Source organism: Streptomyces sp. NBC_01235, assembly GCF_035989285.1.
Taxonomy (GTDB): Bacteria; Actinomycetota; Actinomycetes; order Streptomycetales; family Streptomycetaceae; genus Streptomyces.
On sequence record NZ_CP108513.1, the window covers coordinates 4,962,693 to 4,976,476 of the forward strand.

The 13,784-nt window shown below is 69.8% G+C and carries 11 protein-coding genes, 1 tRNA gene and 1 pseudogene; 6 read left to right on the top strand and 7 right to left on the bottom strand.

What is annotated here, in order from left to right; all coding sequences use genetic code 11:
- Positions 1 to 255 precede the first annotated feature (255 nt).
- Positions 256 to 1,254, bottom strand: coding sequence for a sigma-70 family RNA polymerase sigma factor (locus OG289_RS21920; RefSeq protein WP_327315732.1), 999 nt, complete (start codon positions 1,252 to 1,254; stop codon positions 256 to 258).
- Between the two features lie 207 nt (positions 1,255 to 1,461).
- Between OG289_RS21920 and OG289_RS21925 the strand changes: the two genes are divergently transcribed.
- Positions 1,462 to 2,001, top strand: coding sequence for a GNAT family N-acetyltransferase (locus tag OG289_RS21925; RefSeq protein ID WP_327315733.1), 540 nt, complete (start codon positions 1,462 to 1,464; stop codon positions 1,999 to 2,001).
- Between the two features lie 23 nt (positions 2,002 to 2,024).
- Here OG289_RS21925 and OG289_RS21930 read toward each other — a convergent pair whose 3' ends face one another.
- Positions 2,025 to 2,834: a dioxygenase family protein gene (locus OG289_RS21930; protein ID WP_327315734.1), complete on the bottom strand. Its 810-nt coding sequence runs from the start codon at positions 2,832 to 2,834 to the stop codon at positions 2,025 to 2,027.
- Between the two features lie 166 nt (positions 2,835 to 3,000).
- On the opposite strand from OG289_RS21930, the gene OG289_RS21935 reads away from it, so the two are divergent.
- Positions 3,001 to 3,507: a MarR family winged helix-turn-helix transcriptional regulator gene (locus tag OG289_RS21935; protein WP_327315735.1), complete on the top strand. Its 507-nt coding sequence runs from the start codon at positions 3,001 to 3,003 to the stop codon at positions 3,505 to 3,507.
- A gap of 34 nt (positions 3,508 to 3,541) precedes the next feature.
- On the opposite strand, the gene OG289_RS21940 is transcribed toward OG289_RS21935, so the two are convergent.
- Positions 3,542 to 5,080 (bottom strand): MFS transporter, encoded by a 1,539-nt coding sequence (locus tag OG289_RS21940; RefSeq protein ID WP_327315736.1) that lies wholly within the window; start codon positions 5,078 to 5,080, stop codon positions 3,542 to 3,544.
- 155 nt (positions 5,081 to 5,235) lie between these two features.
- Entirely contained in the window at positions 5,236 to 5,886 is a 651-nt protein-coding gene (locus tag OG289_RS21945) for a TetR/AcrR family transcriptional regulator (protein WP_327315737.1), read from the bottom strand.
- 283 nt (positions 5,887 to 6,169) lie between these two features.
- Here OG289_RS21945 and OG289_RS21950 point away from each other — a divergent pair, with 283 nt between their 5' ends.
- The 4 genes from OG289_RS21950 (at position 6,170) to OG289_RS21965 (ending at position 9,935) form a co-directional block, all read left to right on the top strand.
- The gene (locus tag OG289_RS21950) at positions 6,170 to 7,495 is read left to right on the top strand and encodes a M6 family metalloprotease domain-containing protein (RefSeq protein ID WP_327315739.1); all 1,326 of its coding nucleotides are present in this window, start codon (positions 6,170 to 6,172) and stop codon (positions 7,493 to 7,495) included.
- Between the two features lie 281 nt (positions 7,496 to 7,776).
- Positions 7,777 to 8,052 carry a hypothetical protein gene (locus OG289_RS49720; RefSeq protein ID WP_442818933.1) on the top strand — a complete coding sequence of 92 codons (276 nt, stop codon included), beginning with the start codon at positions 7,777 to 7,779 and terminating at the stop codon, positions 8,050 to 8,052.
- Between the two features lie 149 nt (positions 8,053 to 8,201).
- Positions 8,202 to 9,788, top strand: coding sequence for an IclR family transcriptional regulator domain-containing protein (locus tag OG289_RS21960; protein ID WP_327315740.1), 1,587 nt, complete (start codon positions 8,202 to 8,204; stop codon positions 9,786 to 9,788).
- A 74-nt stretch (positions 9,789 to 9,862) separates the two neighbouring features.
- Positions 9,863 to 9,935 (top strand) — tRNA-Arg (locus OG289_RS21965).
- A gap of 296 nt (positions 9,936 to 10,231) precedes the next feature.
- On the opposite strand, the pseudogene OG289_RS21970 reads toward OG289_RS21965, so the two are convergent.
- The 3 genes and pseudogenes from OG289_RS21970 to fxlM form a co-directional block, all read right to left on the bottom strand.
- Positions 10,232 to 10,502 (bottom strand): annotated as a pseudogene (locus tag OG289_RS21970) (transposase); the annotation flags it as partial.
- Positions 10,498 to 11,598, bottom strand: coding sequence for a hypothetical protein (locus OG289_RS21975; RefSeq protein WP_327315741.1), 1,101 nt, complete (start codon positions 11,596 to 11,598; stop codon positions 10,498 to 10,500). The gene OG289_RS21975 and the pseudogene OG289_RS21970, both read right to left, overlap by 5 nt.
- Positions 11,599 to 11,687: 89 nt before the next feature.
- Positions 11,688 to 13,769: a methyltransferase, FxLD system gene (gene fxlM / locus OG289_RS21980; RefSeq protein ID WP_327315742.1), complete on the bottom strand. Its 2,082-nt coding sequence runs from the start codon at positions 13,767 to 13,769 to the stop codon at positions 11,688 to 11,690.
- Positions 13,770 to 13,784 lie beyond the last annotated feature (15 nt).

Sequence of the window (13,784 nt, forward strand, 5' to 3'; positions counted from 1 at the left end):
CAGGCCCAGCCAGGCGAACCCCGGCCCCCAGGCCAAACCTGGCCCGGTCAAGCCCACGCCCCGCCCAAACGGAGGACAGCCAGGCCAGGCCGGGCCGACCTTCATGCCCAGCCCAACGGACGATCACGCCAGCCCAAGCCAACCCTCACGCCCAGCCCAGCTACCTGCCCGGCCGAACATCAAGCCCGCCCCAGCTGCACGCCCCGCCCGCCAGCCCAGCGGAGCGCCCAGCCCAGCCCAGCGCAGCGCCCAGCGTCAGGCTGCTGCCTCGAAGCCCGTGTCGCGGGCCAGCTTCTTCAGTTCCATGAGGGCGTGCTTCTCGATCTGGCGGATGCGTTCCCTCGTCAGGCCGTGTTCCTTGCCGACCTCGGTCAGGGTGCGCTCGCGGCCGTCGTCGATGCCGTACCGCATCTTGATGATGGAGGCGGTGCGCGGGTCGAGGCGGTCGATCAAGCCGTCCAGTTCCTCGCTGCGCAGCAGGGTCATGACGGACTGCTCGGGCGAGACGGCGGAGGTGTCCTCCAGCAGGTCGCCGAACTGGGTGTCGCCGTCGTCGTCGACGGACATGTTCAGCGAGACCGGGTCACGGGCCCAGTCCAGGACGTCCGTGACGCGCTCCGGCGTGGAGCCGAGCTCGGTCGCGATCTCGGCGGGCTCCGGGTCGCGGCCGTTCTCCCGGTTGAACTCGCGCTGCACGCGCCGGATCCGGCCGAGCTCCTCCACGAGGTGGACGGGCAGGCGGATCGTGCGCGACTGGTCCGCTATCGAGCGGGTGATGGCCTGACGGATCCACCAGGTCGCGTACGTGGAGAACTTGAAGCCCTTGCGGTAGTCGAACTTCTCGACCGCGCGCACCAGACCGGCGTTGCCCTCCTGGATGAGGTCGAGGAGGGGGAGACCGCTGCGGGGGTAGCGGCGGGCGACCGCGACGACCAGGCGGAGGTTGGAACGGATGAAGACGTCCTTGGCCCGCTCGCTGTCGGCGACCAGAGCCTCGAGCTCCTCACGGGAGGCGTCCGCCTTGGACTCCTCCTCGCCGTCGAGGACCTGCTGCGCGAAGACGCCCGCCTCGATGATCTGGGACAACTCGACTTCCTTGGCGGCGTCGAGCAGCGGTGTACGCGCGATCTCGTCGAGGTACATGCCGACCAGGTCGCGGTCGGCGATCTCGCCGCCATGGGCGCGAACACTGCGGGCCGCGTCGGTCGTCCCGCCGGTGGCGGACTTGCGACGGGCGACGGCACGGGTTGCCATGCGTGCTCCCTTGCGATGGAGGTTCAGCGGGTGGCCTTCGGACGCTCGGCGTTCCCCGAGGTTTCGGCAGTCCTGGAAACTCCCGGAACTCTCCTCGGGTGCCCTGCATCCGATGGAAACAACGACTGGAATCAGGACAGAATTCCCAACCCGCACCCCGATTTTTATGATCATGCAGTACCCTGTCGGACCACGCGGGGAGGCGCGATGCCGTCGGAACGTACAGAGGTGCAGGTCAGACCGGGAGTCGAGGGTGATCTCGACGCCCTCACCCGTCTCTACAACCACTACGTACGTGAGACGCCCATCACATTCGACACCGCGGTCTTCACTCCGGAAGAGCGACGTCCTTGGCTGCTCTCCCACCCTGAAGACGGCCCGTACCGCCTGTTGGTTGCCACAGAAGCGGACTCACAGGACATCCAGGGGACCTCACAGGAAATCCTTGGCTACGCCACATCCAGCCCTTACCGGCCAAAGGCGGCCTACTCCACCTCGGTGGAGGTGACGGTCTACGTCGCCCCGCACGCCGGCCGGCGCGGCATCGGCACGCTCCTCTACAAGGCGCTCTTCGAGGCACTGGCGGGCGAGGACGTGCACCGGGCGTACGCGGGCATCGCCCAACCGAACGAAGCGTCCGCGCGGCTGCACGAACGCTTCGGTTTCCGGCACGTCGGCACCTACCGGGAGGTGGGCCGCAAGTTCGGCCGCTACTGGGACGTCGCCTGGTACGAAAAGGACCTGTAGGCCGGCCGAACCACCCCGACCGGTCAGCCGAACTGCACCGACCGCTTCGCCATCCCCATCCAGAAGCCGTCGATCACCGACTTCTGGGCGTCCAGCTCGCCGGACACCTCCGCCGCGCCCATGGTCACGAAGAGCGGGGCGAAGTGCTCGGTGCGCGGGTGGGCGTAGCGGCCGGCCGGGGCCTTGTGGAGGAAGTCCAGCAGGCCGTCCCAGTCGCGGGCCTCCAGTGCGCGCCGGCCCCAGTCGTCGAACTCGGAGGACCAGGTCGGCACTCCCCCGCCGGCGTGCCGCAGCGCGGCCAGGTTGTGGGTGAAGAAGCCGGAGCCGACGATCAGGACGCCCTCGTCGCGCAGCGGCGCCAGCTTGCGGCCGATCTCCATGAGCTTGACGGGGTCGAGGGTCGGCATGGAGATCTGAAGGACGGGGATGTCGGCGGTCGGGAACATCTCGACGAGCGGGACGTACGCGCCGTGGTCGAGGCCCCGGTCGGGGATGTCCTGTACGGGGATGCCCGGGGCGCGCAGCAGCTTGCGCACGCTCTCGGCGAGCTCGGGTGCGCCGGGGGCGTCGTACTTCACCCGGTAGTAGTGCTCGGGGAAGCCCCAGAAGTCGTAGACCAGGGGGACCGGGTCGACGGCGCCGAGGGCGAGCGGGGCCTCCTCCCAGTGGGCGGAGACCATGAGGATCGCCTTGGGGCGGGGCAGGCCGGCGGACCAGGCGGCGAGTTCGCCGGGCCAGATGGGGTCGTCCGCGAGCGGCGGGGCACCATGACTGAGGTAGAGCGCGGGCATACGCCCCTGGGGGAGGGCTCGCTCCTGGGGTGCGGCGGTCATGGCGGTGACTCCTTCCGGGGACTCGGCCCCTCACTCCGGCCGCTCCAGGCACTCCTGGCACTCCTGGATCGTCCGGCACGGTTGATTGAAATCTAAAACGTCAATATCAATGAGCATATTCCTAATTGGTTTAAAATTCAAGGAGCGGACGTTTACAGTGGAGTACATGACGAAGGCATCTACATCCGCTGACGAGCCATGGCTCACCGCCGAGGAGCAGCTCATCTGGCGCTCCTACGTGCACGCCACGACCCTCCTGGAGGACCACATGGACCGCCAGCTCCAGCGTGACGTGGGCATGCCGCACATCTACTACGGACTCCTGGTCAAGCTCGCCGAGTCCTCCCGCCGGCGGCTGCGGATGACCGAGCTGGCCATGCAAGCGAAGATCACCCGGTCCCGCCTCTCGCACGCCATCGCCCGCCTGGAGAAGAACGGCTGGGTCCGGCGCGAGGACTGCCCCTCCGACAAGCGCGGCCAGTTCGCCGTACTGACCGACCAGGGCCTGGAGGTGCTCCAGCGGGCCGCGCCGGGCCACGTCACCGTCGTCCGCAAGGCGGTGTTCGACCGGCTCACCCCCGAACAGCAGAAGTCCCTCGGCGAGATCATGCAGATCATCGCCGAGGGACTCCAGCCCAACGAAGCGGGTGCCGACCTGCCCTGGCTGCGTTAACCCACCGGGGCTACGCGCGTCAGAGCTACGCGCGTCAGTGGACCATCACCGGCACCGCGTCCTCGGCGTCCTGCGCCCCCGAGCCCGCGACCGCGCCCATGTCCGGCTTGCCGGCGTTGACGAGGGTCAGGGCGATGGCGGCGGCGACGACCAGAATGCCGACGGCGAACCAGATGGCGCTGGTGTAGCCGTGCACCATGCCCTCCAGCTGCACCAGCTGCTGCTGGGGCCTGGAGGCGGCACCGGCCATGTGGTCCTTGATGTACGAGGTCGTCGCGGACGCGGCGATCGTGTTCAGCAGGGCGGTGCCGATGGCGCCGCCCACCTGCTGCGAGGTGTTGACCATCGCGGAGGCCACACCGGCGTCCCGCGGCTCGATGCCGTACGTGGCCAGAGACATGGCCGGCATGAACGCCGTACCCATACCGAGGCCGAGCAGGAGCATCGCCGGCATCAGCACCGCCGCGTACGAGGAGTCGATCTCCAGCCGGGTCAGCAGCAGCATGCCGAGGGCGGCGACCAGGAAGCCGGGGCCCATCAGCAGACGCGGGGCGACCCGGGTCATCAGACGGGTGCCGATCTGGGTGGAGCCGGTGATCATGCCCGCGATCATCGGGAGGAACGCGAAGCCGGTCTTGACCGGCGAGTAGCCCTTCACGATCTGCAGGTAGTAGGTCAGGAAGAGGAACAGGCCGAACATCGCGATGATCGCGAGGCCGAGGGAGAGGTAGATACCGCCCCGGTTGCGCTCGGTGATCACGCGCAGCGGCAGCAGCGGAGCCTTGACCTTCGACTCGACGATCACGAAAGCGAGCAGCAGCACGGCGGACGCGGCGAACATGCCGATCGTCACGGAGTCGCCCCACCCCTCGGACTCGGCGCGGGTGAAGCCGTAGACCAGGGCGACCAGGCCGAGCGTGGAGAGGATGACGCCCGGGACGTCGAGGGGGGAACGGTTACGGCCGCCCTCGGGCTCACGGATGACGAAGTAGGCGCCGGCCGCGGCGACGATCGCGAACGGGATGTTGACGAAGAACGTCCAGCGCCAGTCCAGGTACTCGGTGAGGAAGCCGCCGAGGATCAGACCGACGGCGCCGCCACCACCGGCGATCGCGCCGTAGATGCCGAACGCCTTGGCACGCTCCTTCGCGTCCGTGAACATCACGGCGAGCAGCGAGAGCGCGGCGGGCGCGAGCAGCGCGCCGAACGCGCCCTGCAGGGCGCGGGCGCCGAACATCATCGCCTCGTTGGCGGCCGCGCCACCGAGCGCGGAGGCCGCGGCGAAGCCGCCGAGGCCGACGACGAAGGCACGCTTGCGGCCCCACAGGTCGGCTATGCGGCCGCCGAAGAGCAGCAGACCGCCGAAGGCGAGGGCGTAGGCGGTGACGATCCACTGCCGGTTGCCGTCGGAGATGCCCAGGTCCTGCTGGGCGGAGGGCATCGCGATGTTCACGATGGTCGCGTCGAGGACGACCATCAGCTGGGCGAGGGCGATGAAGGCCAGCGCTTTCCACCGGTTGGCGTCCGGTGCGCCGCCCGTCCTGCCGGGGGCCTTCTGGGCTGTTTCAGACATGGGAATACCCGCTTCGGGACTTCGTGACGGAAAAAAGGTGACGTAGATGACGTAAGGGATGGCTCGTCGTCGGTGACGGCCGGTCGGCAACGTTCGTGGCAACGTGGGTGATGACTGCTGCGATACCGCGAATTAATCGCTCGGGGACGAGCCCCTCAGGACTGGCGCAGGTCCTCCATGGTCACGGCCACACCGGGCAGGACGGAGGGGGCGGGAGCCCGCAGCCCGTCCAGGAACAGCTGGAGGTGGCGGTGGACGAAGCGGTCGGCGCTCAGGCATCCGGTGCCGGCCGGGGGCCGGCTGAGCTGGGCCACCGCGATCATCACGTCGCCCACGCCGACGTCGGGCCTGAGCTGCCCTGCCGCCTTCGCGCGGTCCATGACCTCCTCGATGATCCGCTCGACCCGTTCGCGTGCGGCTTCGAGGTCGGGGTGGTACTTGTCGAAGGTGCTGGAGATCATCGGGCAGAGCGCGCTGATCCGCTCGTCGGCGGAGACGTGCACGAACCGCTCCAGCGCCCCGAACGCGTCACCAGCCTCGGCGAGGGCGGCCTGTCCGGCCCGGACCGTACGGTCCAGCACCGAGCAGACGACCTCACGGACCAGCGCGTCCCGGTCGGGGAAGTTGCGGTACACCGTGGCGTTGCCGACGCCGGCCCGGCGGGCGATCTCGTCGAGCGGCACGTCGGGGCCGAACTCGACGAACATCTCGCGGGCGGCGGTGACGATCCGCTCCCGGTTGCGCAGGGCGTCGGCGCGTGGCCGGGTCACCTTGGGCGCGGTGGGGTTGGCGGTCGCGGTCTGCACGGCGTACTCCTGCTGAGTTCTGCGACGGACTGCGATCCGGGGATGTAGTCCCCGTTTCGCTTGGACACCTGGCTAAACGGGGAAGAGGTCCCCGGTTATTTCCCGGACGGGAGACTTTCTTGATGTGACCTGGGCCACACTCTCCGATCGCCCAGCCAGAGCCGACTACCGCCCGGTAACCCACGATCGGTCTCCTCCAGCGCGCGCCCGCGTGCGCCCCGGCACAGGGTGATCGCAAGGGTGCAGTCGGTGACCGGCGGCTGCCTGGAGCGAAAGGCCCCGCATGCAGCCGCAGCCTGTGCGCACCGACCCGGCCCGCGCAGGCGAGCCGCTCCGCCGCCGGATACGCCCGCGCCGCGCCGCAGCCCTGGTCTGCGTCACCGCCCTGACGCTCGCGGTCAGCACATCGGCCGGCACGGGTCGGCTCGCGCCGCCCCCCGGCTCGACGACGGCCGGCGCGGGCCCGATCTCCCTGGCTCGTTCCGCCGCCCTCGCCCCCTGCATGATCAACGGTGGCTCGTCCGTCCAGATGTCCGAGGGCGTCCCGACCTCCGGCGGCTACTCCCGCTCCACCGGCACCGTCCGCGCCCTCACCCTGATGATCGACTTCTCGGACTCGCCCGGCCGGGGAAGCGCCCTGAGCCGCTACCGCGAGTTCTTCCCGCAGACCGAGGAATGGTTCCGCACGGCGTCCTACGGCCGCCTCGACTACCGGGCCGAGACCCCGATCCGCCGCTGGCTGCGCATGCCCAAGCCGTTCCGCGCCTACGGCATAGAGCGCGGTGCGCCCTTCGACCCCGGCTACCGCGAACTCGTCCAGGACATCGTGGCCGCCGCCGACCCGTCGGTGGACTTCCGCGCGTACGACCTCCTGAACGTGCTGGTCACCCCGAACGCGGGCCCCTCCGCGCTGGACAGGGTCCTGTCGGTGACGTTCGCCGGCAACATGGAGGCGCCGGTCGCCGACGGGGTGTCGGTGGCGAACGCGTCCTTCGTCTACTCCCGCCAGGACGACGGCTCAGGCTCCTACGACAGCACCGGCTACCGGGTCCTCCCCCACGAGAACGGCCATGTCTTCGGCCTGCCCGACCTCTACACCCAGGAGGGCGGGGGAGCGGTCGGCCACTGGGACATCATGAGCGAGGACTGGGGGGCCAACAACGACCTGCTCGGCTGGCACAAGTGGAAACTGGGCTGGCTGGACGCCTCCCAGATCGCCTGCGCGGCGGCCCGCGGCACGACGGAGTACCCGCTGACGCCCCTGTCCCGCGCGGGCGGCCCGAAACTGGTCTTCGTCCCGGTCGACGCCCGCACCGGATACGCCGTCGAACTGCGCACCCCCGGCGGCAACGACGAGACGGTGTGCCGCCCGGGCGTCCTCATCTACAAGGTCGACGCCGACGTCGACACCGGCATGGGCCCGGTGACCGTCTACGACTCCCGCGCCGACAGCGGCGGCTGCACCCGCAGCCCCAACGTCCACGCGGAACTCTCCGACGCCCCCTTCGCCCCGGGCGAGACCTTCAGGGACCCGAAGCGGGGCATCCGGATCTCGGTGGCGGGGGCGGATCGGGAGGGGGATTACCGGGTGCGGGTGACCCGGGGGTAGCCGCACCCTGCCCGGATCCACCACCGACAGCGGCCACCACTGGCAGCGGCCACCATCGACAGCGGCCACCATCGACAGCGGCCACCACTGGCACCGATCCGCTCAAGGGAAACGATCCTTCAGGAAGCTGCGCGCCTGCTCCTCGCCCTCCCCCGGGCCGCCCGGCGGTCCTTGCTGCGGCGCCTGAGGGCCGCCATGTACCCGATCGCGCCGAGCGCGACGACCGCGTCACGTACGACTTGACGATGGACGAGAAGAGCCAGTAGGCCCGCACCACCACGGTGCAGACCAGCTCGGGAATCAGCCGGGAATCAGCAGGGAATCAGCAGGGCCTCGACGAGCGCAAGAACCCCGGCTGCGGCTTCGAGGCGAATGCCGACTGGAACGCGGCCCGCAACATCTTGCACCTGTACCGGATCGGCCACGTGGCGATCCCGGCTGCCGGGACGGCAGTCGCCGGGCGCGCACGTCGCGTCAAGCCCGCCACCGCAAGGCAGGCGGGAATCTCACGGCTTCAGCCGGGCGAGCACTTCAATACCAGGCGGACCAGGCCATGAGTGGCCGCGTCCGGCAAGGACGCCCAGAAGGCCGTCGCCGGCCTCGCCGCCGACGGCACCCACTACGTGAACACCCTGCCCAAGCCCTGATCCCCGTCGCCCCCCGTTACGGTGTCCCGGACACCGTCCACGGGGAGCACACACCACCCATGCCACTGCCCGACGCCGCTGCCTCCAGCGACATCAGCACCCCTGCCGAGGCCGTAGCCCCGCTGATGCGCGGCGTCGCCGTGCTGCACCGGCTCACCGAGGCGAACGGCGTCCTGAGCCTCAGCGCGCTCGAACGCGCCACGGGCCTGGCCCGTTCGACCGTCGACCGGATCGTGGCGACGCTGGCCCGCATGGGATACGTCCGACTCGACGGCCGGGACGCGATCCTGACCCCCCGCGTCATGGAACTCGGCAACGCCTACCTGGCGGCGCTGCGCCTGCCCGCACTGCTGTCCGCCCGTGCGGACGGCCTGGCCGACGAACTGGACGAGTCCGTGTCCCTGGCGGTCGCCGACCACGACGGCATCCGCTTCATCCACCAGGCGACCCGCCGCCGCGCGATGTCCCTGAGCTTCCGCATCGGCGACCTGCTCCCGGCCGAACGCACCGCCCCCGGCCCGCTGTTCGCCACCGAGTGGACGGACGAGGAGTGGCACACCTGGCACACCCGCCGCACGACGGACCCACACAACCGGGCCTTCCCGACCGTACCGCCACTCCCACCCGGCGCCCCCAAGGACGAGGAGTTCACACGAAGGACGACGGAAGCGGCCTCCGCGAACTACGCCCTGGACGACCAGCTGATCGAACCGGGCCTGGTGGCGGTCTCCGTCCCCGTACGGGATCCGCGTACCGCACGGATCGCGTGCGTTGCGAACGTCGTCAGCCACACCAGCCGTCACACGGCGGCGCACCTGCGTGAAACGCTGCTCCCCCGCCTCCGGGCGGCCGTGTCGGCGATGGAGGACGACCTGCGCCAGGCCCCGCCTCCGCACCCCGGCCCGCCCCCGGCCGGCCTGGCGACCTGGACGGGCGCGTCGAAACAGGAACTCGGCCGGGAGTTCATCGAGTCCCTGGCCCGCGGCCTGACCGTCCTGACGGCTTTCGGCGAGGGCAGGGCGGAGCTGACCCTCACGGAGGTCGCGAAGGCGACGGGCCTGGCGAGGGCGACGGCCCGCCGGGCACTGATCACGTACGAGCACCTGGGCCTGGTGACACCGACCCCCCACCGCACCTTCGCCCTCACCCCCAGGGTCCTCTCCCTGGGCTTCCCACCCCTCTCCCGCACGTCCCTCCCCCGCATCGCGACCCCCCACATGGCGACGCTGGCGGCCGAGATCCAGGAGACGACGTCCCTGGCGGTCCTGACCGAACGGGCCGACGAGATCCAGTACACGGCCCGGGCGACCGCGCGCCACGTCATGAGCGTGGACATCACGGTCGGGACGAGGCTGCCGGCCCAGGGGACCTCGATGGGCCGGGTCCTACTGCCGACAGGCACGGACGCACCGTCGCCCTACGCCCTGGTTGACGAGGAACTGGAACAGGGCGTGCGCGCGATCGCGGTCCCGATCCACGACCGGACGGGCCGGGTGATCGCCGCCCTGAACGCGGCGACCCACGTGGCCCGCCGCACGACCGAGGAGTGTGTCCACGACATCCTCCCCGCCCTGATGTCCACCGCCTCCCACATCGAGACAGACCTCCACACAGCGTCCCGCTTCACCCGAGTCCCCCTGACCTGACCCCACCCGACCCCCACACCCCCCCAACCCGAATCCGGTACGCTGACGCCTGTGACCCACAGGGCCGCAACCCCGCCTTCGTAGCTCAGGGGATAGAGCACCGCTCTCCTAAAGCGGGTGTCGCAGGTTCGAATCCTGCCGGGGGCACAGCGCGTTACGCCGCTGACCTGGGGTTTCCTCCCCAGGGAGGCGCCCTATTCGGCCTCGGACTCGTCGTCCGGGGCCGTTTGCGTGAGCGGACGGAGAGTTGATCTCCCGAATACCGCCCAACGGATCAGCATCATCCGGCACGGACTCCGGACTGGGATACTCCTCGCCGTCGGGCTCGGGCTCCGCTTCGGGAGCGGTGTTCTCGGAGGTGGCGCGGGCGCGCGGTACGAGCCGGGCGGGGGTCTGTCAAACGAGCGGCCCTGTCTCATATTCGGTGGTGACGGAGCGTGCCGCTATCCGAGGAGGATGCGGTGGCGAAGAAGGGTGAAGCCTGCTCGTCCGTGCATCTGGCGCGCGATCCGCTTGGTCTTGGTGTTGACGCCCTCGGTGGGGCCGTTGCTGTAAGGAAGCGTGAGGGCGGCGTTTGCGGCGTCGCGGTCTCGTTCTAGACCTCGTGCGAAGGCATGCAGGTGGGGCAGGTCGGCGCCGCGGACCTGGACGATCCAACGTGAGAGCGCGTCGGATGTCGGCGTGAGGTGCAAGGAGCGGGGCGAAGTCCCTAATAACTGCCGACGCTTTCCCGGATCACGCTATCGCTGGCGCGCAGAGCCGCCGTCAGCTCTCCTCGCAGCTCGTCCGGGAGGATCCCAGCACCGAGGGCGCAGGCGCGCACCAGCGCGCGACAGTCCTGCACTTGCCGGTCCGTGGCGATCTCGGTGAACAGAGGATGAGCCAAGTTCTCGCGGGCCGCGTAGCCGTCTTCGGCGTCCGTCGTCCTGCGGTGGAGGTCCTTGACGATGCGGTGCGCGGTGAGCGCCCCGGCGGAGCCGATCGCGTCGAGGACTGTAAGTCCGAGCCGGGTGTCGAAGACGGTCATCCCAGGTTCGGTCTTCCTTCCGAGGTAGGCCGTCACCAGGTCCGCCATGTGGCCGTCGATCGGCTGCCCGACGTCGCGGCGGCATAGAACGGTCAGGCATGCCGTGACGGCTTGCTCCCACGGATCCCCGGGCATCGTGTCGGCAAGGAGGACAGCTGCCCACGCCGTGTCCCCCGCAGCGAGGGCGGCGAGCACGGCGACCTGTCGACCGTCGAGCATCCGCTTTCCGATGCCATGGTGGACTTCGATGTGCGCCAGCGCCTCGGCCCATCGCCCCTCGGTGGTGAGGGTGCGCGTGCCGTCTGCGAGGAGGACGCGCCACAGCCATGCGCGAACCTCCTGGCGGTCTTCACCGGTCGCAGTGAGGTCCGCAGGTACGTTGACGCCCTCGAACCGGGCGGCTGTGCCCGCCTCGACGGCCTTGTACAGGTTGAGGAGTCGCAGACGGCCCTCATCGGCGTGGCCGGCGCGGATCTGGAGGCGAGCGAGATTGACGACCGGTTCAAGTCCTCGAATCGCGCTCATGCCGGGGAGGGGGCAGGCGTGGAGGTAGGCGGCGGCGTGCTGGTGGCACATCTCGCGGGCGAGGTCGGGGAGGTCGAGGTCGGAGGCGATGAGCGCGGCCTGGTTGTAGACGGCCGATGCGAGCCCCTGGTCGGTCTCTTCCACCGCAGTGTCGGCCAGATCGACGAGTGCCCTTACGCGTGCAGGCAGGGGCAGGCAGGCGGGGCGGAATCGGGCGACGAGCGGGAAGCGCTGGGCTATGGGGCCGTGCGGGTCCATGGATCCCCCGGGGTCGAGAGTGAGGACTGCTGAAGCGACGGTGCCCGCCAGCCGTGTGCCGACGGGCACCGTCCGCTACGCGTGGGGCGTCATCGCCAGTCGACGAGGATGCGGTTCAGCGGCGTGTCGAGGGCGAAGAGACCCGGGCGCCGCTCGATCTGAGGGGCGTCGAGGGGCTGGATCTCGAACGTGGCCTCACGATCTCGGTACTCCCTGTCCCAGGTACGGATGGTGTCGGCGACCTTCGCGGCCAGCTCGTCGCCGCCGGGGCCGTGGCCGATGACGCCGAACTCCCAGAGCTTGCCACCCTCGGGAGTCTTCTTCTTCGACAGGCGCCGGGCGAGATATGTGACGGCACCCTTGTCGACGACCGCAGTCGACGAGGGGTAGGGGTCCTCGGTGAGCAGAGTGCCCTTGGCGCTCTGGGGGAACAGCATCCGGATCAGACCGGAGGGCAGGGAGCAGGTGACGAACAGTTCCATCCACTCCGGCGACTCCATGGCGCGGACCGTCATGCCGGTCCACTCCTCGGTGCGCGGCTGGTCAAGTACGCCCGCGAGGGCATCGGCGTCGATGTTGAGCCCGGCGGGGGCCTGGAGTCGTACGGCGCTGTCCGTACTGAGAGGGATCACTCGGCGGTCGTCGTCGGCGATGCCCCGCCGAAGCGGCATGAAGGTGTTCATCTCGCTGCCGAGGGACGCCCACCGGCCGTCGCGCTGCTCGTAGGCGATGGAGCGGGAGACGGTGCCCTTGAGGCGCTGGGGGACGAGGAGCCGACCGCCGGGCGCGAGCTGCTGCAGCCAGGCGTGCGGTACCCCGTGCGCGCCGACGGTGGCGATGATCCGGTCGTACGGCGCTCCTTCGGCGTAGCCGAGGGCCCCGTCGCGGGTCACGGCCTCGACGTTGGTGATTCCGGCGGCGGCGAGGTGCGTGCAGGCACCCTCCACGAGGTCGTCGTCGACGTCGAGGGTGGTCACGTGTCCGTTCTCGCCGACCAGGTGAGCGAGCAGACCAGCGTTGTAGCCGGTTCCGGCACCGAGTTCGAGGATGCGCTCGCCGGGCTGGGCGTCGAGCTGGTCCAACATGAGGGCGACGACGCCCGGCTGAGAGGCACAGGAGATGGACGTGCCGTCGGTGTCGTACTTGATGTGCACCGGTGCGTTGGCGTAGGCGTCTTCGAGCGACGCCTCGGGCACGAACACGTGGCGGGGCACGGTCCGCAACGCGGTCTCGACGGCGGGCGTGCGGGCGTGTCCGTCCGCACGGAGCTGGTCGACAAGGACGTTGCGGAGGCGCTCGGCGTCCGCCGTGGGGGTGGTGATCGTGTCGGTGTTCACCGCGCTGACGCTATCGATGTCCGCCGTTGCCCCGGTGGGCGACTCGGTGTGGTCACTCGTTCCCATGACTACCTCTCGTGCGATGTGGGACAGGGCGCTCTGGTCGTCCCGGAGGAGACCGGCGCGGTTGGCGTGGAAGATCACGTGGTGGGCGATGACGGCTCGCAGACCGCGGGTGAGGGCGCCGCGGCCCGCGAGGTCGGCGAGCGTGGCTCCCGCCCGTTCGAAGGCGGTCACCCATTCCTCGTGCGCGTGGAGTGGGCCACCCAAGCGGCAGAGGCTGTGGGCATCAGCGGCCATGAGTTTCCGCATCGCCGGAGCCAGTTCGGCGGCTCGTTCGGATGGTGGTGGATTGGCGGCCGGTCGAAGAGCTGCGACCTTCGCCCATACGTCGCCCTGTTCGAACCAATCGAGTCCAGCACCGCGCATCATGACGCTCGCCAGCAGGACGGCGGTCTCCCGGCGTCCCAAGTGCATCGGGCTCAGCTTGTAGGTGAGCAGGTGGCGGGAGTCGCTGTGGAACAGTTCGTGGGCTGCGTCCATGGCCTCCGGGCCGCCGAACGTGTCGGTCTCGGGCTCGTAGATGCAGGGCAGGCACGACACGGCCACGCCGTCGCCGATGAGATCGCTCAGGAGCGACTCAATGGCTGGTGAGGGCTTGTCGGCGAGGTAACGCAGCGGCCAGGGCTGCTTGTTCATGAACCACCAGCCGGTGAGCTGCCCGTCGGCCTCGGCCTCAATCAGGGCGGGGCCGAGGCGTTCGACGATGGTGCGCCGGGCAATCTCGCGGTCGACGAAGGTGATGTTGTGCTGCTGCCAGCGGTCGGGAGGCATAGAGGTCCTTCGGTC

What these genes read in the sequence shown, in the direction of transcription:
- OG289_RS21920 (WP_327315732.1), bottom strand. Translation starts at nt 1,254, where the DNA reads ATGGCAACCCGTGCCGTCGCCCGTCGCAAGTCCGCCACCGGCGGGACG.
- OG289_RS21925 (WP_327315733.1), top strand. Translation starts at nt 1,462, where the DNA reads ATGCCGTCGGAACGTACAGAGGTGCAGGTCAGACCGGGAGTCGAGGGT.
- OG289_RS21930 (WP_327315734.1), bottom strand. Translation starts at nt 2,834, where the DNA reads ATGACCGCCGCACCCCAGGAGCGAGCCCTCCCCCAGGGGCGTATGCCC.
- OG289_RS21935 (WP_327315735.1), top strand. Translation starts at nt 3,001, where the DNA reads ATGACGAAGGCATCTACATCCGCTGACGAGCCATGGCTCACCGCCGAG.
- OG289_RS21940 (WP_327315736.1), bottom strand. Translation starts at nt 5,080, where the DNA reads ATGTCTGAAACAGCCCAGAAGGCCCCCGGCAGGACGGGCGGCGCACCG.
- OG289_RS21950 (WP_327315739.1), top strand. Translation starts at nt 6,170, where the DNA reads ATGCAGCCGCAGCCTGTGCGCACCGACCCGGCCCGCGCAGGCGAGCCG.
- OG289_RS21960 (WP_327315740.1), top strand. Translation starts at nt 8,202, where the DNA reads ATGCCACTGCCCGACGCCGCTGCCTCCAGCGACATCAGCACCCCTGCC.
- OG289_RS21975 (WP_327315741.1), bottom strand. Translation starts at nt 11,598, where the DNA reads ATGGACCCGCACGGCCCCATAGCCCAGCGCTTCCCGCTCGTCGCCCGA.
- fxlM (WP_327315742.1), bottom strand. Translation starts at nt 13,769, where the DNA reads ATGCCTCCCGACCGCTGGCAGCAGCACAACATCACCTTCGTCGACCGC.